The following is a 22,568-nucleotide window of genomic DNA, read 5'->3' on the forward strand; positions in this document are numbered from 1 at the left end:
TATAAACAGTCTAATTAGACTATTGAAGAGAGGATGAGAATAATGATCAAATCATTTCTAATGATTGGACAGTCAAATATGGCTGGACGAGGATTTATACATGAAGTACCCCCAATTTATAACGAGAGAATCCAAATGCTACGTAATGGTAGATGGCAAATGATGGCTGAACCTATTAATTATGACCGTCCTGTTTCAGGAATAAGTCTGGCTGGATCATTTGCGGATGCATGGTGTCGTGAAAATGAAGAAGACATCATTGGCTTAATTCCTTGTGCTGAGGGTGGGAGCAGCATTGATGAATGGGCTGTAGATGGGGCGCTTTTTAAACATGCATTACAAGAAACTAAATTTGCTATGCAAAATAGTGAATTATCAGGGGTTTTATGGCATCAAGGAGAAAGTGATAGTAGTAATGGCAACTACAAAGTCTATTATCAGAAATTACTTTTAATATTTACGGCGCTTAGAAAAGAGTTAGATGCTCCAAATATTCCATTTATAATGGGTGGCCTAGGGGATTTTTTAGGCAAAGAAGGGTTCGGGAAACATTGTACTGAATATGAGTTGATGAATCAAGAGTTACAAAAATATGCTTTTGAACAAGATGATTGTTACTTTGTTACAGCTTCAGGTTTAACTTCTAATCCGGATGGTATTCATATCGATGCAATATCTCAAAGAAAATTTGGGTTGCGATATTTTGAAGCCTTTATTAATAAGCAACATGTACTTGAGCCACTAATTAATGAACATGAGTTGTTAAGTCGCCATAATGCAAGAATACACACTAAAGCGGAAAAAATGTATATATTGAGCATGGATTTTGCATTAGGAAAAATATCATTTGATGAATTTCAAGCCCAGTTTGTACAAATCAACAATGAGTAAAATACAATACCTAGTAGCATTTTGACGGAGGCGCTGAGTTGATAATATTGCTAATTTTAGGATTATTAAAACAAAATCCAGGGGCTCACGGTTATGAATTGTTATCCTTAATGGAAGAAAAACACTATAAATATATAGTGAATTTCACCAAAGGGTCTTTTTATTATAATCTTGGGCAATTAGTAGAGAAAAAGTATATTGTAAAAGTTGACCAAAGAGACAACACCAGAGAGACGCATAATTATAACATCACTGAATTAGGGGAAAAAGAGTTTGAAAAGTTGATGTTCAAATATGGGTCTAAGACAGACTATATAAACCTATCTTTTTATGTAGCCATGTTATTTTCAGATGAATATAAAAAAGAAGAGCTAACTAAATTAATAGAAATACAAATTGAACAAACTAAGAATAAGATATCTTTAATACAGCTATCTCTTGAGAACGATGAAAATATCACTGCTTATTTTAAAAAAATGTTAGAAAATTCACTTTCCCACCATATAGTAAATGTTCAATGGTTTGAAGGATTGCTTGAAGATATAAAAAAGTGAAAACTGATCACTAAATAGTCCTATAAGAAACCCGCGCTCCGTGTGGGTTCTTTATTTTGTTTGCAAGTTTTTTAGACAAGGCTCCGGTAACAATCAGCAACATACTAACGGTACCTGTAAAAAACATTTTGACATATCTAACAGGTACCGTTATAATAAAAACCAACAGGTACCGTCACAAAGATTAACAGGTACCATAAAAACTTTATGGAGGACCCAATATGGACATGAATACTGAATTATATGAAAAACTCGCGAAACTGCAATGGCTGCTGCAACGACAACACTTAAAAACACACGCTGCTGTGGGCCCTATGGCCGACACATCCCGCGGGCAAGGCAGGATACTGGCATTTCTCCGGATGAAAGATGGTATCAGCACCAAAGATTTATCCTATATGCTGGACATCCGTGTATCATCCCTCAATGAATTGCTTGCAAAATTGGAGAAAGCTGAATATATCACCCGTAAGCCATCAGAAACAGACAAACGCATCATGTTGATTTACCTAACCCAAAAAGGACAAGAGGAAGAGGGGCAAGAGATAGACAGTGTCAACATATTTTCTAGCCTATCTTCAGAAGAGCAGGTTGCTTTCGGGGATTACTTAACCCGCGTAATTATGGCTTTAGAAGAAGAGCTTGGAACGGACGGAGAACGTGATGTAATGGCAATGTGGATGGAGGCCGCAAAGGAGCGTATGGGTACAGAGGAATTCGAAAAATTAATGGCCATGCGTGGACAAATGCAAAGAATGTGGGGGAATTCTAGGGACGAACGCTTTAGCGGAAGGTTCCCTGGCTTTGGCGGGGAAGGGCATCGAGACATGCGCGGATTCGGCTGGCCTTCCAGAGATGGCAGAAATTCATCACCAGACAAGTCACCTGATCCGGACGATAAGTAAGCAGAGTCTTTTTCACAAACAGTAGCAGGGGCTTAGCCTTTCACAAGAGAAAGATGAACGGCAAAGGCAGCATAATGACGTACTTTCTTGGATACTTAATAACAGTCCAATTTCGCACACCAACCCTGTAAAGTTGTTGTTACGGTATGGGTTGGTTGTTGCTGCGTCATGGTTCATATTTAATTAATAGTTAGAATTCTAAGTAATTTAAATACCCAATATATGAAGAAAGTGGTGACCCACATGGACGCAGAAAACCTCCATTACTTTGAAAAAGCACCTATCGCAAAAGCCGTTGCTCACTTCGGTATACCGATGATGTTAGGCATGTCAATGAGTGTCATATATTCCATATTGAATGCCTATTTCCTTGGCACACTGGGCAATACGGCTATGTTAACCGCACTTGCACTAACCTTGCCGTTATTCGCGATCATTATGGCGCTAGGAAACTTGATTGGCATGGGCAGTGGTACATTCATCTCCCGCTTGCTAGGGGAGAAAAAATATGATGATGTAAAGCATGTATCTTCATTCGCTTTTTACAGCAGTTTAGTAATCGGTCTTATCGTGATGGCTGTTGGCCTCCCGTTGATTGATCCAATAGTTCATGGCCTGGGAGCGACGCCCGACTCCTTCGGATTTACAAAGGACTATGTAACGATTATGCTTATCGGCTCACCATTCGTTGTATTATGCTTCACACTTGAGAATATCGTGCGCTCGGAAGGTTCAGCAATCATATCGATGATCGGGATGATTCTAAGTGTCGTCGTGAATATTATTCTTGATGCGCTAGTTATCTTCGTCTTCCATTGGGACGTGATTGGTGTTGCGACGGCTACGGTCATCTCTAACTTGGTTGCTAGCGCATTCTACGCCTACCATTTGGGTTATAAAAGCCCATTCTTAACTATCTCTTTAAAATGGTTCAAAGCTACCAAGGAAATACTGAGCAATGTATTCAAAATCGGAGTTCCCGTCTTTATTATGAGTATCTTCTTGGGTGCAATGTCACTCGTATTGAACCATTTCCTTGTCGAATATGGAGATCAAGCCATAGCCGGCTTCGGAATTTCATCACGTTTATTGCAATTACCTGAGTGCATTCTGATGGGTTTATGCGAGGGTGTCGTACCGCTCATTGCCTTCTCTTTTACAGCGAATAAATTACGCATGAAGCATACCATCGGATTCACGATCAAAGCGATAATTGCTTTAGCTGTCGTGTTCGGCGTTATCGTCTATCTGATTTCCGACCACTTAATTGGCTTATTTACGAATGACCTGCAATTAATTGAAATGGGCAGCTATATTCTGCATGTGACATTCTTATCGTTGTTCATTACAGGAATGACTTCGTTGTTTACCGGGATCTTCCAAGCTACAGCGCAAGGAACTGCTGCGTTTATAATGTCAATTATTCAAGGGGTTACTCTGATCCCTGTGTTGTATATAGCCAATCGAATGAATGGTTTCCATGGTGTGATCTGGTCGCTCGTCATTTCGGATGCCGTTGCCTTCCTTGTTGGTGCCATCATGCTGTATGTTCTTCGGAACAAGATGCAGCCAGATTTAGATGCTTTAGCACAGTAGAATACAGAGTCTTATGTTGATATATTAAGTTCATCTTCTAATATAAAATTTTACAGTATAAAGGTGGAGCCTAGAGTATGGTTGATTTTGAATGGTATAGAAGCTTTTGCACAATATATAAGTATCAATCGATTTCTGAAGCCGCAAAAACCCGCATGATGACGCAGCCAGCCATGAGTCAGCACTTAGCCGCCTTGGAGGCGGAGGTGGGTGAAACTTTATTTATTCGGTCGACTAGAAAAATCACAGCAACAGAGCGGGGAAAGGAGTTATATTCCCAGCTCGCTCCACTTATAGAATCATTAGAGAATACGACAATGAGCTTTAAATCGGCTTCTTTGCCAACGCTGAGTGTAATCAAGCTGGGAGCGGCGCATGAGTTTTTTAGTGAAAAAATACTGCCACGGCTGCCTGAATTTAATCCTTGTACCATTTCGCATTTTGGAACCGCCGAGCAATTGCTAGAGCTCCTGAAGGAAGACAAGCTAGACATTCTCATTATGTCAAAAAAGTTCCAAACTCCCGGTGTCGAGTATTTGAAATTGATGGATGAAGAGTTTGTTATAGTAGCTCCAAGTGAATGTGAAATCCTTGAATTTGATAATCTAAAGCTTGAAGAGCAATGGCTCTCTCAACAGAAATGGATCAGCTATGGCTTGGAATTGCCGATAATAAGAAGAATTTGGAGAGAACATTTTAAGAAACGTCCTGAAATTAGACCTATTCATATCATTCCTAATTTACACATGATCCTGAAGGCAGTTGAGCTCGGGGTGGGCATGAGCGTCATACCTACATACCTCTTGCAAAATTCATTAGAAGAAGGCAAATCAAAAGTTATTTTTAAGCATTTAAAAGTAGTAAACGAGTTATATATCGCTTATCAGTTAAAGAATAAGCATTTGCCTCTGATTCATGAGATCATATCTGTCCTTAGGGAAAAGAAAATGGATTAGCTAGTATTATTTATAAATTTTTTTATTAATAAGTGGAAATTTCATAATTTGTTTTATCTATGTTTTGGAGTTTACAATAAAGAAGCAGCAAAATTATTAAATAATTGAGACTGGCACCACACTTTGTCGAATGGACAAGAATTAACATCATAGATGTGGAGGGAATATTATGAAAGTATTTATCACAGGAGTTTCAGGCTATATCGGCGGGTCGGTGGCAAAAGGTTTACTTGATGCCGGACATACTGTCTTTGGTCTGGTTCGCAATCCCGATAAGGTGGAAGCATTAAGGGATATTGGTATAGAGTCTATACTCGGCACGTTGGAAGATACGGATACGCTAACGAAATATGCTAAGCTCAGCGATGCAGTAATTCACACAGCCGATTCAGATCATTTGCTAGCAGTTGAAACTTTTATAGCTGCTCTACGTGGAAGTGGAAAACCATTTTTGCATACATCGGGTTCAAGTGTGGTTGGAGATGATGCCCGTGGCGAAACGGCGAGCGAACATATTTTTGACGAGGAAACACCATTTGTGCCTATGGATATTAGAGAAAACCGCGTAGCGATAAACAACCTCGTACGCAAGGCTGGAATTGAGGATTGGGTGAGAAGCATCGTGATAGTCCCCTCTATGATTTATGGTGATGCACTAGCTTTGCCTGTGGAAAGCGATCAATTGCCGCAAATTATTCGCAAGTCGAGAGAGCTGCAGGCAGGCGCTCACGTAGGTAAAGGCGTAAATCGCTGGTCTAATGTCCACATCAAAGATTTGGTACAACTGTATGTATTGGCACTTGAAAAAGCACCGTCTGCATCGTATTTCTTTGCCGAAAATGGGGAGGTATCTTATGGGGATATCGCCAAATCTGTCAGCGAAGCGTTAGGCTTTGGAGGCAAGACCATAAGCTGGCCCGCAGACAAAGCGATAGCAGAACTTGGAGACTGGGCGCGTTTTGCTATCGCTTCGAACAGCCGTGTACGTGCTACCCATGCAAGAAATCTACTCGGTTGGGCTCCGAAGGAAGAGTCGCTGCTTAGCTGGATAAAAAATAATTTGCAATAAGAAACCACTGAAAAATGATTCCTCCATGTTTGAATTTGACGATTACCACGAGTAACATATACGCAAAAGAAGCCATCTTGTAGGTGGCTTCTTTTGCGAAAACGTCATAAGCTAGCCTATCTTAAAAAGAACGACAGCTAAATTTTAACGCTGACTTCTCCATTTGAAAGATATTCCTCGTCACCATTTTCATATCTGACTTTCAGATGGCAATCGTTATCGATATCAATAGCTGTTGCCTTAAGCTGTTCATTATTCTTTATCACTGTTACGGGTTTGCCAAGTGAAATTAACCTTTTTCTATATTCGGAAAGAAACAATCTGTCCGTTAATTGCTCATAATATCCCATAAAATTGTTCAGTACTTCTGCTACCAGTCGGTTGCGGAGATCACCATAAGAATTGTTTTCAGAAATTACAGTTGTTGCAATCTCGGTAAGGTCGTTAGGAAAGCCGTCGGACGGTAGCGCTACATTGATACCAATGCCAAGAACGGCATAATCAAGCCAGCTGTTTTCCAGTGACACGGATGCTTCAGTAAGAATCCCGCACACCTTTTTACCTTCCATGAAGACATCATTCACCCATTTAATCTGTGTTTCTTTACCGGATATACTCTCGATAGAAAGGGCAACAGCAACAGCGGCGCAAGTGGTTAGCAGAGCGGAATCTGTTGCTGACAGCTTGGGACGCAGCAGGATACTCATATAGATCCCCGTTCCCGGTGGAGAAAAGAATTTTCGGCCCATTCTCCCTCGCCCAGCGGTCTGTTCTTCGGAAAGGATCACCTTACCCTCAGCTTCTCCATTTGAGGCAAGGCTTTTCACGGCTTCATTCGTTGAAGATAGTGTCTTAAAGACTTCTACACGTAACTTTTGCCCCTGGGTATCCAGATATTTTGAAATTGCACTGGCAGATAGGATGTCTGTTTGAGGTGACATGGAATATCCTTTATTAGTTACAGCTTGTATGGAATATCCGTCTGTCTGTAACGATTTTATGGCTTTCCAGACAGCACTGCGCGTCACGGATAACTGAACGGCTATTTCCTCGCCGGAAAAGTATTCACCCTTATTACTGTCGAGCAAGGCAAGAATATGTTCTTTTACTGTCATGAACTTAAACCTCCAAAAGTATAACTCTCCGACCAAAACCCATTGAATATATTAACATCCAACGATTGCGACTGAATACTCTAATTCTATATAACAATTGGAAAAACTCAAGCTTGGTATTTAATTCTATTGTGAACTATAAATTAAATTTAGGTTTACAATCATGAATATCTCCATTATAATTCAGCTTACTGGACGCATTTACTAACCAGAATACAATTATTTATATCCAATGGAGGTCAATTTTTTGAAGACAAAAGAACTTATTTATGCTGCATTATTCGCAGCACTTATCGCGGTGCTGGGCATGATTCCACCCATTCCCCTCGGTTTCATTCCCGTTCCGATCACTGCCCAGACGCTTGGCGTCATGTTAGCTGGATGCTTTCTGGGAAAACGGATGGGCGCCCTCAGTCTAGTCATTTTCATCATTCTGGTAGCCATTGGACTACCTGTACTGACTGGTGGTCGCGGCGGAATCGCGGTGCTCATTGGTCCTTCTGCTGGATACATATTTAGCTTCCCGATCGCGGCCGGTCTTATCGGCTGGTATTCTGAAAAAATCTGGCCGAAGGTTCGAACTTGGAAGCTGATAGTAATCAACCTGATCTTTGGTGTATTACTAGTGAGTCTGATTGGCGCCCCTATCATGGCATTGATAACAAATACGTCGATATGGGCCGGTCTTGTCGGAGCATTGGCCTTTCTTCCGGGAGACATCATCAAAGCCGTTATTGCAGCCGTTATAACGATGCAGCTGAAAGCAATTAGCCCTATTGAAGAAAAAGCGCAGATGTGATGAAACCTTTGCGCCATTCTCGTTTAAATTCAGTTTAATTAGCCGCACTACTATATCTGTGTAAGGAACAGACAACATACATGGATATAGGAGATGGTTATGGTGACAGCAAATAAAACCAAAAAACGAATTGCTATTATCGGTGGAGGTCCAGGTGGACTTACTTTAGCTTTAATTTTGCAAAGACATGGCATTGCAGTAACGATTTATGAACGAGAATTACAGGATGCCAACGCCCAGCGCGGAGGATCACTCGACATTCATGAGGATTCCGGCCAGATAGCTCTGAAGGAAGCAGGATTGCTTGAGCAATTCCAGGCGATTGCGCGCTACGAAGGAGAAGATTTTCGCTTGTTTGATAAAAGCGGCAAGATCTATATGGACGAAAGAGCAGAGGAGGGAGAACAAGGTGGCCGTCCGGAGATCGATCGTGGAACGTTAAGCGACCTACTGCTGAATGCGTTGCAGCCTGATACGATTCGCTACGGTTACAAGCTGACGGAGGCAGTGGCTCTGGAAGGCGGCCAGCATGAGCTTCATTTTGACAACTGCGTGAAGGAGACAGTGGATCTAGTAATTGGTGCTGATGGAGCTTTCTCTAAACTGCGCCCGCTGTTAACGGATGCCAAGGTTTCTTATTCCGGGTTAACAATGATAGAGCTGCAAGTGGATTCCAAGGTATATCCTGATCAGGCATCCTTTAACGCGAGGGGCAAGGTGTTTGGGCTGGGCGATCATAGAGGTATACTTGCACAGCTAAACGGGGACGGTAAGATCAAAGTCGCCTTAACCTTCACGGCCGAGCAAAACTGGATGGATACATGCGGTATCCCTTTTGATCAACCAAAGGAAGCGAAAGAACAGCTGCTCGCGTATTTCGAAGATTGGGCGGAGCCGCTTCAGAACTATATCCGAAAGTCAGAGGATAATATTCTGCTAAGACGGATCTATACGCTGCCGGTCGGGCTTAAGTGGGATCATAAGCCGGGGATTACGCTCATTGGTGACGCTGCACATCTAATGTCACCGTTTGCAGGTGAAGGTGTTAACCTGGCAATGCACGATGCAGCTGAACTTGCACTTGCTATCATCCATCATGATGATTTCGATAAGGCTATTCAAGCTTACGAAGAGAAAATGTATGAGTATTCTTCGTCGTCTGCGAAGGTTTCAGATGATAACCTGAAGCTGATGTTCTCAGACAATGCCGCAATGAAGCTTAAAGCTACGTTTGATGAGCTGTTTGCACAGTTTGCTCAACAAGAATAATTTCATTAATCATATTTTTGAAACTCGGGTAAATGAAACCCGAGTTTTTTTTATTGAAAAATAATATGGTTATAGATGTGAATTTGTTTATACTATAAAAATTAAAATGAAATTGAAATAGGGTGGATAACCATGGATAAGGGATTTAATTTAGCTAGCCAACTATTAACGCTGCTTGATACGGAACAAAGATGGTATACCTTAGCCGAAGTGGAAAAAAGTTTAGGGATCTCAGATAAGACAATACGGAAGATGGTGGAGGAAATCAGCATGCAACTACCCTCTACTGTAACCATTGAAGTGTCTAGAGGAAAGGGAATTATTCTTCGACGTGATGGGCGAAGTACGATTAGTGAAGTGATTTCTTCTATGTTCAGACAAACCATTTTTTATCGGCTGATGAATTTATTGTTTACGAATGCTGGTCGAATGTCTGTGGAGGAGCTTTCTGAAGCCATGTTTATGAGTACCTCATCTTTGAAGAAGCTGATTGTGGAATTAAATAATAATGATCTAAAAGCGTATAAGCTACGCATTAGTTACTCTACACCTGCGATCAAAGGGAATGAAATGAATATTCGATATTTTTATTGGAATTTATATTGTGATGCGTATGAGTTTACAGGATGGCCCTTTGTGAATCTCGATTTTGCCTATATAAATCAGTTGATCACAAATATAGAAAATGAGAATAACATAGTATATTTTATCAATTCCAAAAGGAAATTGTCCTTTTTGTTGGCAATTGTAATAGAAAGAGCTGCTAAAGGAACTTGTGTAACAATCGAAGAAAATGCTTACCCATGGAAACAGGGGATGTTTTATATACCAGTGAAAGCCATAGCAGAGCGTCTTGAAGAAAAGCTGTCCATCGAATTTCCAAAGAGTGAAATATTCTTTATGCAATCCATGGTTAGTCTCAGCCAATATCATTATTATGAGGGGTCAGAGATCACTCCGATTAAAGAAGTCGAATTACATAAGGATAAAGAAGAATATCAAATGGGGAATCTGCTTCTCCTGTTGTTGGCAAAGGTATACCCGAACTTGGATATGCATGAACGATTTATCTTGGAGATTTACGGGTTCTTTGACAAGCTGTTAATCGAAAATGCCATTCCGGAATGGATGATGATTTCTAAAAGTCATTTAACAACGTATGTCGAACAGGAGTGCCAGCAGATTTATCAAGAAATGCAAACCTGTATGCAAACGTGGAATAAAACTTACCCATCCGTTCTCTTCAATAATTTCCATTTAACAAAACTAACCTTAATTGTTCGTTCGAGTTTACGTTATACAAGTAAGAGGGCTTTCTTAGTGATCGGGGAGGAATTTTCAATTCGTCATTACATAGCAGATTTGATAAAGAAGGAAATAGGAGATCAGTTGATCCTTAATACTTCCATTATGAAAGGGCTAACCGACGAGATCATGCAGCAAAATAATATTGATCTTGTCATTAGTAATATCCCGGTTGCACTAAAGACCGTGCCTGTTGTTATTATTTCTACGATCCCCTCTAAAAGAGATTTGGACAATATTCGTAAAGAATTGCTTTTATAATTTGACCAATTATTTTCCGTTAGCTACGTAAGTTTTTGGTCTAGTTTGTAATGTCAAAAAACCTTATGCTCAATCTAGTTTCGAAACTGATTTTACTTGAGGGCAAGTGGAAAGCGATTTCGGTAAACCTCAGTTTACTATTAAAAGTTGGAGGAAGAACTATGAGTAGGCATCTAGGTGCAAATAAGGGAGAAATAGCAGAGCGCGTTTTGCTCCCAGGAGATCCTTTACGTGCAAAATTTGTAGCAGAACACTTTTTAGAGGAGGCTAATTGTTATAACGAAGTAAGAGGGATGTATGGATACACTGGATTATACAAGGGTGTGCCGGTGTCGGTGCAGGGGACAGGGATGGGAAATCCATCGATGAGTATCTACGCTACAGAATTGATCGTCGATTATGAAGTTAAAAAATTGATTCGCATTGGTACTTGTGGTGCGATGCAGAGTGAAATTAATATCCGTGATATTATAATAGCCCAAGCGGTGTCTTCAGACAGTAATATGACAGAGAAGATCTTTCATGGTTGTAATTTTGCACCTACAGCAGATTTCTCATTGTTAATGAAAGCGTATCAACAAGCACAAGCTAAAAATGCAAATGTTTTTGTTGGCAACATCTATAATTCTGATGAATTCTATCGTGAAAATTTAGATCGGCTTCACAAGTTTATGGATTTTGGTGTATTAGCAGTAGAAATGGAAAGCACAGCCCTATACACTTTAGCCGCTAAATATGGTGTAAAAGCGTTATCGATTTTGACAGTCGGCAGTCAATTGTTAAGACAGGAACACCTGACTCATAAAGAAAGTGAACAATCCTTTTATGAAATGGTCGAAGTAGCTCTTAACACAGTCATTGATGGCTGATTTATGGATAAGAGCAGTGTTGTTAGAGAAGAGAGTGAGAAAGAAATGAAGGTAATACTGTCAGGATTGCAGTGGATGATTTTTATGATCGCTGGTGCAATTGCTGCCCCCATTGCTATCGCAGATTTATATAACTTAACACCCATAGAGACTTCCGGGCTTATCCAGAGCACAATGATTACTTTAGGGATAGCTGGATTTTTACAAGGCGTGATGGGCCATAAATTCCCTATCCATGAAGGTCCGGCAGGGTTATGGTGGAGCATTTTTACGATTTACGCAAGTTTAGTGGGGGGACTTTATTCTTCTAACAATGGTGCTTTACAAGCTTTAAGTGGGGCAATGATCATTAGCGGTGTGTTATTTATCCTAATTTCAGCATTTAAGCTAATGGATAAAATCGCTCGTCTATTTACTCCAACCATCACTTTTATTTATTTACTTTTATTGATCTTTCAATTAAGTGGATCTTTTATGAAAGGGATGATGGGGATTACCATAGCCCACTCCATGTTAGATGTTAAAGTATTCATCCTTAGTGTGATTGTGGTATGCATTACCTTTTGGTTAGGAAAAAGTCGCTTTGTAGTACTCAGCCAGTTTTCAATAATTTTTAGTATATTGATAGGCTGCCTATTATTTATTATCTGCGGAAATATACCTGTGTTTTCTCATGCGGATACTCTATTTAAGCTACCGAAAATATTCCCATTTGGCAGACCACGATTCGATGCCGGGACGATCACTACTGCATTTTTATTAACTCTGTTATTAATAACCAATGCAGTTGCGTCCATCCGTTTGATGGAGACCGTTATGAAACAAAAGCAAGTGGATCATCGTCGCTATTTGCGCGCCGGGTTTACTTCTGGAATTACGCATCTTATTAGTGGCGGTTTAGGAGCGGTCGGTTCTGTCCCTATCTCGGGAGCGGCGGGATATGTTGAACAAACAGGGATGAAGGAGCGCAGATCATTTTTAATTGGATGTTGCTTTGTGATCTTAATATCCTTATTTCCGCCAATGATGAATGTTATATCAGCGATTCCAGCTCCCATAGGCTATTCTGTTACCTTCGTCATTTTTGTGAAGATGGTCGGACTAGCACTAAAGGAATTGAAGAAGGTCATTCATGAAGAACGAACATTTATCGTTAGTGGAATTTCCCTTTTAGTGGGTGTGGGTTTAATGTTTATTCCTTCATCAGCTACGGCCCATTTATCTCCGATCGTGATAGCCATTTTAAATAATGGATTAATATGCGGAAGCCTGTTGGCGATTATTTTGGAACAAGGGTTAATGTGGAAAGATTCATTCCGATATGAGGATTCCGAAAAAATTAACCGATAATTTGGAGGGCTAAAAATGCATTATCTAATTTCTATTGCTGGTTTGGTTATTGTTCTATTACTAGCATGGCTCGGAAGTAACAATAAGAAAAAGATTAAATATCGACCAATCATTGTAATGATTGCTATTCAGATCGGTTTGGGATTAATTATACTAAAAACAAGTATAGGTGAATTCTTAATTAAAGGGTTTGCCGATAGTTTTGCAAAATTGCTTGGATACGCCAATGAAGGGACTGACTTTGTTTTTGGTGGGATTGCAAATGAAGGGGCCCATACATTTTTCCTTTATGTTTTGATGCCAATTGTTTTTATGTCGGCATTAATTGGGATATTGCAGCATTACAAAATACTCCCGTTCATTATCAAATATATTGGTTTGGTACTAAGTAAAATAAATGGCATGGGCAAATTGGAATCTTATAATGCAGTTGCAGCCGCAATTGTAGGACAAAATGAAGTGTTTATTTCAGTGAAAAACCAGCTTGGATTATTACCAAAACATCGATTGTATACATTATGTGCATCTGCAATGTCGACGGTATCCATGTCAATCGTTGGTTCATATATGACGATGCTAGAACCTCGGTATGTCGTGGCTGCGTTAATATTAAACCTATTCGGCGGATTCATCATTTCATCCATCATTAATCCGTATGAAGTTACACCTGAAGAAGATATTGTTGAGGTTCAGGTAGAGGAAAAACAAACGTTTTTTGAAATGCTAGGCGAGTATATTATGGATGGCTTTAAAGTAGCCATAGTAGTCGGTGTAATGTTGGTTGGTTTCGTTGGGATCATTGCTTTAATTAACGGGGTCTTCAGCGGAGTATTCGGTATCTCGTTTCAAGGAATTTTAGGGTATGTCTTTGCACCCATTGCCTTTCTTATCGGTGTCCCATGGCATGAAGCTGTTGATGCAGGCAGTATCATGGCCACAAAGCTTGTTGCGAATGAATTCGTTGCTATGCTTGACTTTGTTAAGATCCAAGATGGTTTAAGTGGGCGTACTACCGCCATTGTCTCCGTGTTTCTAATCTCATTTGCTAACTTTGGATCAATCGGTACGATTGTAGGCGCTGTGAAAGGATTGAATGAAAAACAAGGGAATATTGTGGCACGATTTGGTTTAAAACTGTTATTTGGTGCCACACTTGTAAGCGTTTTATCTGCTCTGATCATCGGTATCATTTTTTAATTGAACCTGTAGGTCAAAATGAAGCTAAAGCTTAAAAAACTAAATGAATAATAGGAACAGGATACCTTACTTGTATTAAGAAATAGGTATCCTGTTTTTTTGTACAATTTCAGGTAGCCGCTCAAAAAGCGGCTTTTTGTCTGTCTAGTCTAATGAATTTAACGCCTGAAGAAATCATCGATATCAAATGGGTTAATAAAAGAAGAACCGCCAGAAGGTTTGATAGCAAAAGTATTGACAACCTGTATATACAGGTTTAAACTGTGTGAAGTGTTTGAACTTGTATATACAGGTTTAATGTTTGACATAAAGTATTTTTTTGGAGGTGTTCAACTTGAGTCAGTCCCAGTATTCGGAATGGTGGCGCCGATCTACGGTGTATCAGGTATACCCAAAGAGCTTTAAGGACACTACAGGCAACGGAACGGGAGATATTAAAGGACTTATTGAAAAATTAGATTATTTGCAGAAGCTTGGAATTGATATCGTCTGGTTGCAGCCGGTCTATGTCTCGCCACAACATGATAACGGTTACGATGTTGCGGATTATGAAAATATCAACCCGGATTTTGGTACGATGGAGGATTTCGACGAGTTAGTACAGGAACTACACAGACTTGGAATGAAGCTCATGATCGATATCGTGGTTAACCATACTTCAACAGAACATAAGTGGTTCAAACAATCCATTTCTAGCAGGAACAATCCCTACCGTGATTATTATATTTGGAAGGACCCGGCTCCGGACGGCGGCTTACCCAACAACTGGCAGTCAAAGTTCGGGGGGCCAGCCTGGCAGTTTGATGAAGCTTCAGGACAATATTATCTTACTCTCTTCGATAAAACCCAGGCGGATCTGAATTGGGAGAACGAGAAGGTACGTAGAGCAGTGAATGATATGATGCTATTCTGGGCTAAAAAAGGTGTAGACGGCTTCCGAATGGATGTAATTAATTTAATCTCCAAGGATCAGCGCTTCCCTGATGATGACGGAAGTGTTTCACCGGGGGATGGACGTAAATTCTATACTGACGGTCCACGGGTCCATGAATACATCAAAGCGATGTATGAAGAGGTATTCGGTCCGTATGAGATGGTGACGGTCGGAGAGATGTCCTCAACTACACTGGAGCATTGCATCCGGTACTCGAGTCCTAAAGAGCGGGAATTTTCCATGACTTTTAATTTTCATCACTTAAAAGTCGATTATCCGAACGGACAGAAATGGGAGCTAATGCCCTTTGATTTTGAGGCGCTGAAAAGCTTGTTCACAGAGTGGCAGACGGAAATGCAGAAAGGCCGGGGTTGGAACGCATTATTTTTTAATAATCACGATCAACCGCGTGCCCTCTCCAGATTCACTGATGATAAGGTCTACCGTGTACAGAGCGCCAAGCTGCTTGCAACAACTCTGCATGGACTTCAGGGAACACCTTATGTGTATCAAGGGGAAGAAATCGGGATGCCAAATCCGGTATGGAAGAGCATCGATGAGTTCCGTGATATTGAGTCACTGAATATGTACCGTATTTTGTGCGAACAGGGGAAAAGCCCTGAGACTGCTCTGAGTATTCTTCAGGAACGTTCACGGGACAATTCCCGTACGCCGATGCAATGGGATGAAAGCCGAAATGCCGGATTCACCACAGGTACTCCATGGCTGAAAGTTGATGAGCGGTATTCGGACATTAATGTGCAGAAGGAGCTAGCAAATCCCGATTCCATCTTTCATCATTACCGCAAGCTGATTGCACTACGCAAGGAGTATGAGATATTCCTTGAAGGTGTTTTCAAGAGACTCGATAATGGTCATCCTGAAGTGTTCGCTTACGCCAGAACAGGAGATGGAGAGTCGCTTGTAGTGGTCTCGAACTTCAGCAGCAAAGAGATTACCTTCCGTTTTGAAGAAAGTCACTGGGCAGAGTTATCATCTGGTAAAGACAAGCTTCTGATTGGAAATACAACAGAAACACCTGCATTAACACAAGAGCTTCAGCTTAGTCCTTATGCTTCCTATATGTGGTTAACCCGCTAACGAAGTGTACTTGAATAGGAGCACAAATCAAATATGTAAGGAGTGAAAATATGGCTATAGACCGCAAAAATGTTGAGGATATTGTACGCGCAGTTGGGGGCAAGGAGAATATAGAGGTTGCGACACATTGTGTAACCCGGCTGAGATTCTCGCTGTATGATGAAAGCAAGGTGGATTCGGAAGCCTTGGACCGCAACGAATTAGTAAAAGGACAATTTTCTAGCCAGGGGCAGTTTCAGATTGTTATCGGACCGGGAACAGTAGATAAAGTATACGATGAAATGATTCAAATCACTGGCGGTTCTCGTTCTTCCAAAGATGAAGTGAAATCCGCTGCTGCCCGAAAACAGAATCCTCTGCAGCGTGCGATCAAGACGCTGGCTGATATATTTATTCCTATTCTTCCGGCTATCGTAACCGCAGGTTTGCTGCTTGGGATCAATAATATTTTGACCGGACCTGGTATCTTCTTTGATAATCAGTCGCTGGTGGATGTCTATCCCGCATGGAAAGACATTGCTGCGATTATTAATACGATTGCCAGCACAGCCTTTACCTTTTTACCAGCACTTATCGGTTGGGCAGCTGTTACACGTTTCGGCGGCAGTCCTCTGCTCGGGATCGTTTTGGGTCTCATTCTCGTGCACCCAGATCTATTAAGTGCCTATAACTATGCAAGTGCTTCCACTGAGGGAACTGTTCCAACCTGGAATTTGTTTGGCTGGCATTTGGAGAAGATCGGTTATCAGGGACAGGTATTACCAGTGCTGGTTTCGGCCTATATTCTGGTAAGGCTGGAGAAATTCCTCAACCGCCGGGTGCATGATTCCATTAAACTGCTGGTTGTTGCGCCAGTGACTCTGTTGATTACAGGTTTTCTGGCCTTCACCATTATCGGACCGGTTACGTTTGGCATTGCCAATGCCATCACCTCCGGCCTGATCTTTGTATTTGATCATTTTGCGCTTCTTGGTGGCTTGATTTACGGCGGATTCTATTCGCTTCTGGTCATCACTGGTATGCATCATACCTTCTTGGCGGTTGATGTGCAGCTCATCGGCAGCGAGGGCGGCACTTTCCTCTGGCCGATGTTAGCGCTATCAAATATTGCACAAGGTGCCGCGGCACTGGCAATGATGTTCGTAGTCAAAGAACAGAAGGCAAAAGGCTTGGCGGCTACATCTTCCGTCTCTGCATTCCTCGGCGTGACGGAGCCGGCGATCTTCGGAGTGAATATCCGCTACCGTTATCCTTTCATCTTCGGGATGATCGGCTCAGGGATTGCCGGTATGATTCTTACCGTTAATCAGGTTCGCGCTTCTTCCATTGGCGTAGGCGGGATTCCCGGCTTCCTTTCGATATTCCCTAACCAGTGGGGCGTGTTCTTCATTGGCATGCTTATTGTTCTCATTGTGCCATTTGTCGCCACTGTACTCTACGGTCGTTCTGTAGTGGGGCGTTCTGAAAAGAACCCAGCTACAAAGTCTGCTAGTACTGTGAGCGAAACAAACGATTTGAATAACCGCCCTACAGTACAAGAGACACAGGAATCCGTGAATATTCTGGAGCTTATCTCTCCACTCAGTGGAACTGCAGTATCTCTAGATCAGGTGCCTGATCCTGCCTTTGCTGAGAAACAGATGGGCGAGGGAATTGCAATCGAACCTTCTGAGGGTAAAGTATATGCACCTTTTGATGCTACAGTAGCTCATGTAATCAAGAGCAAACATGCGCTTATATTGGAGCATGCAAGTGGTGTACAAGTACTTATTCACGTTGGAATTAATACGGTGTCGCTTAAAGGAAATGGTTTTACCACCCATAAGAATATTGGCGACAAGGTGCAGGCGGGCGAGCTTCTGCTGGAATTTGATATGGAGGCCATCCGCGCAGCAGGTTACCCTTTGATTACTCCAATCATCATTCCTGCAGGTCAGGATATGGTGGAGAAGATTGAGGAGAAGACGGGACCAGCTGCAGCTAGACAATCTAGCATCTTGACTATTCATCTCAAGGGTTGATATAGACTCTATTGGCAAAGACTTTATATTACAGAAAGACAGCCCCTAGGGGCTGTCTTTCTGTAATATAAGAATTTGTATGTTTCACGCTATAAATTTTTCTTATATTTCCACGAGAAATGGTTATCGTCTTTAAAGGATAACAAAATCGTTTCTCCTTGTTGCCGTATTCTAATTGAATCGATGCTTCCAAAGGCATGACGTGATACAATAAAGGGCGGTGATCAAAATTGAGAGAAAATAAATATTTGCAAATTTATAATGAGTACAGCAACCAAATTCTTTCTGGACAACTGCTGCCGGGAACCAAGCTGCCTTCTGAAAGTGAACTTGCTGAAGCATATAGCACTTCACGAGAGACTGTTCGCAAAGCGCTGAACCTGCTGTTCCGTGAAGGATACATTCACAAAATTAAGGGCAGAGGCTCCTTTGTGCTTGATATGACGAGAATGGATTTCCCCGTTACCGGTCTGATTTCATTTAAAGAGATGGCCGATACACTGGGTACTGCCTCACGGACACTGGTAGAGCGGACGATATGTGAACCGGCAGGCTCCGCGCTCGCCAGACATCTGCAGATTCCGCCTGAAACCTTGGTCTGGAAAGTTATTCGTGCCAGAGAGATTGAAGGCGATCGGATCATTTTGGATAAGGATTATTTCCGAGCGGATATTGTTCCATTCCTAAGCGAAGAAATCGCTGAAGGCTCACTCTATGAATATCTGGAGCAGGAGTTGGGACTTAAAATCAGTTATGCGAAGAAGCTGATATCCGTTGAGCCTTCTACAGAGGAGGATTATAGACTGCTCGATTTGAAGAATTACACGCATATCGTAGTAGTACGAAACTATGTTTATTTGGAGAACACAGTGCTTTTCCAATATACCGAGTCCAGGCATAGGCTGGATAAATTTCAGTTCGTGGATTTTGCACGAAGGGTGAAACGATAGGCTAAGCTTAAAAAGGGGTATCCCAGTGTGGGATACCCCTTTTTTACGCGATATAAAATTCATCCTCCTCCCAAGTCTACAGTTATTTATGTGGTAAAATTAGGATAACTAAATATGGGGAGGCGTGTAAATTGAGTCTTGATCTTGTGATGATTATTTTTCTACTATTGATAAATATTCCAATATATAAAGTATTGTTTCGCGTGTTCTTTGTGGATAATGATGATTATAACGAAACGATTAGACATACTTTTACACCTAACATCGTTTCATTATTCCGAGGAGAGTATTGGAAGGATAGAATGAATACTGCAAGACTTCAGTTTTTTGTTATTATTTGCGTTGGGTTAGTTGTTTTAGAATACCTTGTTTTGAATAAAGTAATAGAAATTTTTCGTTGAAAATAGGAATTTGAATTTCTTGCATAAGCACCATTCTTTTATGGAAAACTTCTGTTGTGCAAATAAATAGCATGATTCCATTTTGGGAGGATAGTATTATGACAAATCAGGATCCGCAGGAGCTTCTTAAGAGTAAACATAAGCTAGACGAGCAAAAAAGGCAGTTCACAAATTTCGCTCGAAGTGCTTCCGGTCATGGTGAAGTTGAAGCTGGCCAGGAATTCAGTAATGATCGAGTACCTGACGATCAAAACCGCATGAAATCTGTTGAAAACAGACAAGACTGACTTTTAAAAAAAGCCGATCCTTTTCTGGATCGGCTTAGAAAATGATTATAACTACCCTTCAAGCTTTTGTGGAGCTTTTACTGCTCCAGGTTTCAAAACAGAAGCAAGAATAACGATCGTACTCCCTAGGCCGATCCAAGTGAGTGTGGATACGGCATCGTTCCAACTTAATCCTTTACCAAAGAAGAACAGCTCTCGAAGACCATCCACCATAAAACGCATTGGCAACCAAGAGTGCACCCAGTCCCGATAGAATGGAGACATCATTTCTGGGGCTAATGCAAGTAATGGTGCACCAAAGAAAAGGATTAAGGCGAAGATAGCGATTCCTTTGATGCCTACGAACGAAATTACGGCAGATATCATAAGGAAAAAGCTAAAGAATGTAATGGTTAAGAATAGTGCTGTATCCATAAATTGAGGGATATGAAGACCTATCATACTTTCTGCGAGCCAAGTTAATCCAAAGCCAACGACTAACGCAATAACAGCCCCCATAACAATCTGTGTTAACTTCGCAGCAAGTGCGTCTTTTCGAGTCGTTGTCTTCATCTTGCTAACAGCAAGAAAGAGAACCGCAGCGCTCGCCATACTTGCCATCCAAAGCGGTTGAAATAAGGAAATAGGGGAATTTCCATTAGCACTCTTCGTGCCGATTTCATTCACATTAGTGACCGTCTTGGTTATAGGACTTACTAAAACGGAAGCTTGCTCCAGCGTCAATGTTGCACCTTGCTTTTTCAACCCTTCTACAATCTGAGCACGAACATTGTTGTTCATGTTATCAACAACACCGTTCAGGATTTGCCCAGCCATTGTGGAAGCCGCAGTATTCATACCTTGATTAATAAAAATCTGAACTTCAGGTGAATTAGGTGTTGGACTGCTCAAAGAGGCTTGCTTCGTACTAAAGTCTTCCGGAATGACAAGTGCCGCGTAATAATTCTGTTTGTTTAAACCGTTTTGTACTTCCTCGATATTATTTACTTCCAACCATTTGATTGCTGGCTCCTCATCGGAGGTTGGAGACGAGTTTTTCTGAATCATCTCAACAATCGTTTGCCCCATATTTACTTTCCCTTGATTGGGGATGTCAATTCCTTGATCTGCATTTACGATAGCGATTGGCATGTTCTTTGGTTTGATTTGAACGGAAGGGAAAAGCGCAAGTGAAAAAATAAAGATGACCAAGAATGCCATAATTGGCGAAATCAGTACGAGCTTGTTTTTAAAGAATTTCATGGTTACCCCACTCCTTTTTATAATATCTTAATGATCCGAAGATGATTTCCGAATTCCATCCATTACAAAATGGATCGCATCTTCAATTTCCTCGTCACTGATTGAATCCTTATTTAACAATACAAACTGAGTAGCAATGAATCCGCCAATGAATGAGTAAATTAATTTTAGAAGTCTGTCAATCGGGATGTCCTTCAGTTCACCTCGATCTATGAATATTTCAATAAAATTAGCAATTCGGGGCTTTACTATTTCTGCAAAATAAGGAAGGAATTCATTTTTCAATTCCTCTTTATAAATAATCTCCTTGATGAGAACCTGGAAAATTTCTTTGTTCTCCGTGATAAATTCAATCCGATTTTTAAGAAAAGCCCTTAAGAATCCTTCAAAGGTCGAATCAGCATTCCCTATTATCTGATCAACTGCCTCATTCGCGAGGGAAGGGAAGAATTCTTTAATATAGGGGACAGTAAGAGATAATAACAGATTATCCTTTGTTCCATATTGTTTAAAGATGCTTGCCTCTGACACCTCGGCTAACTTAGCAATTTCTGCAGTAGAAGTATTGGAATAACCCTTTTCAGCAAATAATCGAATGGCTGCCTCTACAATCCGTTGTTGTTTTGCCGTTAACTTTGTAGATTGCGAAATTAAAATTTCGTTAAACAGGTTGTTAATATTCAATAATCAATTCACCACTTTCAGGATTTGATGATAAGTTAATGATAAAAAGTGAGTACTTACTTACTCGTTGTTATTTTAACGGCATCGTGGTTATCTGTCAATAAAAAGTGAGTAATTACTCACTTTAATATTATAGCCAATACTTTTTATGTAATAAGATGTTATTCTAAATGAAAGGTCTTCGAAAGGGTTAGATGAATATGACAGAGAGAGTCCATGAACAAATGGCTGAAAGAACGCGGCAATTAATCAAAGAATCATTAATGCAATTAATCGAGGAAAAAGGATTTAGTAATGTGACAGTTAAAGATTTGACACTTACGGCAGGAATAAACCGTGGCACATTTTATCTCCATTATCTGGATAAATATGACTTGCTCGAACAAATGGAGATTGAATTACTGGAAGGTTTAGAAGAGTATATGCACATATTGAATTATCAAGAGATGTTGGAATGTCATAAGGCTAACACTCCGTATGATCCGTTGGTTCAAGTTTTTCAATATTTAAAACAAAAGGGAAGGATTTTAAGCGGACTATTAGGTGCAAAAGGAGATCCTGCTTTCTCACAAAAATTGAAGTCGTTTTTGAAAAACGGTGTTTTTGCAGGATTAATCGATAGCTTTCAGGATGAGTCGATCCCTAAACAATATTTTTCGGCATTTGCAACTTCAGCTTATCTTGGCATTATTGAGGACTGGTTAAATAGTGACATGAAACAATCCTCTGAAGAAATGGCAATCATTTATGTGAAGATCAAATTTTTCGGGATGAATTTGTAAGGCAAACTAAAAAGAAGTGAAGCTGAGAGC

Annotated in this window: 20 protein-coding genes; 17 read left to right on the plus strand and 3 right to left on the minus strand. The window is 40.8% G+C overall.

Features of this window, described 5'->3' with window-relative positions; genetic code table 11:
- Positions 1-42 precede the first annotated feature (42 nt).
- The 6 genes from ACN6KS_RS15175 to ACN6KS_RS15200 all read left to right on the plus strand — a co-directional run bounded on the left by ACN6KS_RS15175 (position 43) and on the right by ACN6KS_RS15200 (position 5,971).
- Positions 43-891 (plus strand): sialate O-acetylesterase, encoded by an 849-nt coding sequence (locus ACN6KS_RS15175; protein WP_094875019.1) that lies wholly within the window; start codon positions 43-45, stop codon positions 889-891.
- A 38-nt stretch (positions 892-929) separates the two neighbouring features.
- Positions 930-1,445: a PadR family transcriptional regulator gene (locus ACN6KS_RS15180; protein WP_094868986.1), complete on the plus strand. Its 516-nt coding sequence runs from the start codon at positions 930-932 to the stop codon at positions 1,443-1,445.
- A gap of 221 nt (positions 1,446-1,666) precedes the next feature.
- On the plus strand, positions 1,667-2,350 hold the full coding sequence (locus tag ACN6KS_RS15185; RefSeq protein ID WP_341134818.1) for a MarR family winged helix-turn-helix transcriptional regulator: 684 nt from the start codon (positions 1,667-1,669) through the stop codon (positions 2,348-2,350).
- A gap of 243 nt (positions 2,351-2,593) precedes the next feature.
- Positions 2,594-3,946, plus strand: coding sequence for an MATE family efflux transporter (locus tag ACN6KS_RS15190; RefSeq protein WP_341134819.1), 1,353 nt, complete (start codon positions 2,594-2,596; stop codon positions 3,944-3,946).
- 77 nt (positions 3,947-4,023) lie between these two features.
- Entirely contained in the window at positions 4,024-4,902 is an 879-nt protein-coding gene (locus ACN6KS_RS15195) for a LysR family transcriptional regulator (RefSeq protein WP_440959951.1), read from the plus strand.
- Positions 4,903-5,071: 169 nt separating this feature from the next.
- Complete coding sequence (locus ACN6KS_RS15200) at positions 5,072-5,971, plus strand: NAD-dependent epimerase/dehydratase family protein (protein WP_440959952.1); 900 nt, start codon at positions 5,072-5,074, stop codon at positions 5,969-5,971.
- A gap of 137 nt (positions 5,972-6,108) precedes the next feature.
- On the opposite strand, the gene ACN6KS_RS15205 is transcribed toward ACN6KS_RS15200, so the two are convergent.
- Entirely contained in the window at positions 6,109-7,086 is a 978-nt protein-coding gene (locus ACN6KS_RS15205) for a biotin--[acetyl-CoA-carboxylase] ligase (RefSeq protein WP_440959953.1), read from the minus strand.
- A 247-nt stretch (positions 7,087-7,333) separates the two neighbouring features.
- On the opposite strand from ACN6KS_RS15205, the gene ACN6KS_RS15210 reads away from it, so the two are divergent.
- The 10 genes from ACN6KS_RS15210 (at position 7,334) to ACN6KS_RS15255 (ending at position 19,830) form a co-directional block, all read left to right on the plus strand.
- Positions 7,334-7,885, plus strand: coding sequence for a biotin transporter BioY (locus ACN6KS_RS15210; protein WP_440959954.1), 552 nt, complete (start codon positions 7,334-7,336; stop codon positions 7,883-7,885).
- A gap of 99 nt (positions 7,886-7,984) precedes the next feature.
- On the plus strand, positions 7,985-9,154 hold the full coding sequence (locus ACN6KS_RS15215; RefSeq protein WP_094868979.1) for an FAD-dependent oxidoreductase: 1,170 nt from the start codon (positions 7,985-7,987) through the stop codon (positions 9,152-9,154).
- A 132-nt stretch (positions 9,155-9,286) separates the two neighbouring features.
- On the plus strand, positions 9,287-10,720 hold the full coding sequence (locus tag ACN6KS_RS15220) for a helix-turn-helix domain-containing protein (protein WP_440959955.1): 1,434 nt from the start codon (positions 9,287-9,289) through the stop codon (positions 10,718-10,720).
- Between the two features lie 161 nt (positions 10,721-10,881).
- Positions 10,882-11,589, plus strand: coding sequence for a purine-nucleoside phosphorylase (deoD, locus tag ACN6KS_RS15225; protein WP_094868977.1), 708 nt, complete (start codon positions 10,882-10,884; stop codon positions 11,587-11,589).
- Between the two features lie 3 nt (positions 11,590-11,592).
- Positions 11,593-12,939 (plus strand): purine/pyrimidine permease, encoded by a 1,347-nt coding sequence (locus ACN6KS_RS15230; protein WP_256989714.1) that lies wholly within the window; start codon positions 11,593-11,595, stop codon positions 12,937-12,939.
- Positions 12,940-12,954: 15 nt separating this feature from the next.
- Positions 12,955-14,136: a NupC/NupG family nucleoside CNT transporter gene (locus tag ACN6KS_RS15235; protein WP_042188403.1), complete on the plus strand. Its 1,182-nt coding sequence runs from the start codon at positions 12,955-12,957 to the stop codon at positions 14,134-14,136.
- Between the two features lie 334 nt (positions 14,137-14,470).
- Positions 14,471-16,171 carry an alpha,alpha-phosphotrehalase gene (treC, locus tag ACN6KS_RS15240; protein ID WP_094868975.1) on the plus strand — a complete coding sequence of 567 codons (1,701 nt, stop codon included), beginning with the start codon at positions 14,471-14,473 and terminating at the stop codon, positions 16,169-16,171.
- A 50-nt stretch (positions 16,172-16,221) separates the two neighbouring features.
- The gene (gene treP / locus ACN6KS_RS15245; RefSeq protein WP_440959956.1) at positions 16,222-18,192 is read left to right on the plus strand and encodes a PTS system trehalose-specific EIIBC component; all 1,971 of its coding nucleotides are present in this window, start codon (positions 16,222-16,224) and stop codon (positions 18,190-18,192) included.
- Positions 18,193-18,422: 230 nt separating this feature from the next.
- Positions 18,423-19,142 carry a trehalose operon repressor gene (gene treR / locus ACN6KS_RS15250; protein WP_094868973.1) on the plus strand — a complete coding sequence of 240 codons (720 nt, stop codon included), beginning with the start codon at positions 18,423-18,425 and terminating at the stop codon, positions 19,140-19,142.
- A gap of 499 nt (positions 19,143-19,641) precedes the next feature.
- Positions 19,642-19,830, plus strand: a complete 189-nt coding sequence (locus ACN6KS_RS15255) for a hypothetical protein (RefSeq protein WP_042188410.1) — start codon at positions 19,642-19,644, stop codon at positions 19,828-19,830.
- Positions 19,831-19,881: 51 nt separating this feature from the next.
- Here the strand turns inward: ACN6KS_RS15255 and ACN6KS_RS15260 are convergent, their stop codons facing one another.
- Complete coding sequence (locus ACN6KS_RS15260) at positions 19,882-21,072, minus strand: YhgE/Pip domain-containing protein (protein ID WP_440959957.1); 1,191 nt, start codon at positions 21,070-21,072, stop codon at positions 19,882-19,884.
- A 27-nt stretch (positions 21,073-21,099) separates the two neighbouring features.
- Positions 21,100-21,756: a TetR/AcrR family transcriptional regulator gene (locus ACN6KS_RS15265; protein WP_094868970.1), complete on the minus strand. Its 657-nt coding sequence runs from the start codon at positions 21,754-21,756 to the stop codon at positions 21,100-21,102.
- A gap of 224 nt (positions 21,757-21,980) precedes the next feature.
- On the opposite strand from ACN6KS_RS15265, the gene ACN6KS_RS15270 reads away from it, so the two are divergent.
- On the plus strand, positions 21,981-22,538 hold the full coding sequence (locus ACN6KS_RS15270) for a TetR/AcrR family transcriptional regulator (RefSeq protein ID WP_440959958.1): 558 nt from the start codon (positions 21,981-21,983) through the stop codon (positions 22,536-22,538).
- Positions 22,539-22,568: the final 30 nt, after the last annotated feature.

Source organism: Paenibacillus nitricinens (assembly GCF_052056485.1).
Lineage (GTDB): Bacteria > Bacillota > Bacilli > Paenibacillales > Paenibacillaceae > Paenibacillus_AQ > Paenibacillus_AQ nitricinens.

Bases quoted from the DNA above. Each gene is read 5' to 3' on its own strand.
- ACN6KS_RS15175 (WP_094875019.1), top strand. From the start codon at position 43: ATGATCAAATCATTTCTAATGATTGGACAGTCAAATATGGCTGGACGA.
- ACN6KS_RS15185 (WP_341134818.1), top strand. From the start codon at position 1,667: ATGGACATGAATACTGAATTATATGAAAAACTCGCGAAACTGCAATGG.
- ACN6KS_RS15190 (WP_341134819.1), top strand. From the start codon at position 2,594: ATGGACGCAGAAAACCTCCATTACTTTGAAAAAGCACCTATCGCAAAA.
- ACN6KS_RS15195 (WP_440959951.1), top strand. From the start codon at position 4,024: ATGGTTGATTTTGAATGGTATAGAAGCTTTTGCACAATATATAAGTAT.
- ACN6KS_RS15200 (WP_440959952.1), top strand. From the start codon at position 5,072: ATGAAAGTATTTATCACAGGAGTTTCAGGCTATATCGGCGGGTCGGTG.
- ACN6KS_RS15205 (WP_440959953.1), bottom strand. From the start codon at position 7,086: ATGACAGTAAAAGAACATATTCTTGCCTTGCTCGACAGTAATAAGGGT.
- ACN6KS_RS15215 (WP_094868979.1), top strand. From the start codon at position 7,985: ATGGTGACAGCAAATAAAACCAAAAAACGAATTGCTATTATCGGTGGA.
- ACN6KS_RS15220 (WP_440959955.1), top strand. From the start codon at position 9,287: ATGGATAAGGGATTTAATTTAGCTAGCCAACTATTAACGCTGCTTGAT.
- deoD (WP_094868977.1), top strand. From the start codon at position 10,882: ATGAGTAGGCATCTAGGTGCAAATAAGGGAGAAATAGCAGAGCGCGTT.
- ACN6KS_RS15230 (WP_256989714.1), top strand. From the start codon at position 11,593: ATGGATAAGAGCAGTGTTGTTAGAGAAGAGAGTGAGAAAGAAATGAAG.
- ACN6KS_RS15235 (WP_042188403.1), top strand. From the start codon at position 12,955: ATGCATTATCTAATTTCTATTGCTGGTTTGGTTATTGTTCTATTACTA.
- treP (WP_440959956.1), top strand. From the start codon at position 16,222: ATGGCTATAGACCGCAAAAATGTTGAGGATATTGTACGCGCAGTTGGG.
- ACN6KS_RS15255 (WP_042188410.1), top strand. From the start codon at position 19,642: ATGACAAATCAGGATCCGCAGGAGCTTCTTAAGAGTAAACATAAGCTA.
- ACN6KS_RS15260 (WP_440959957.1), bottom strand. From the start codon at position 21,072: ATGAAATTCTTTAAAAACAAGCTCGTACTGATTTCGCCAATTATGGCA.
- ACN6KS_RS15270 (WP_440959958.1), top strand. From the start codon at position 21,981: ATGGCTGAAAGAACGCGGCAATTAATCAAAGAATCATTAATGCAATTA.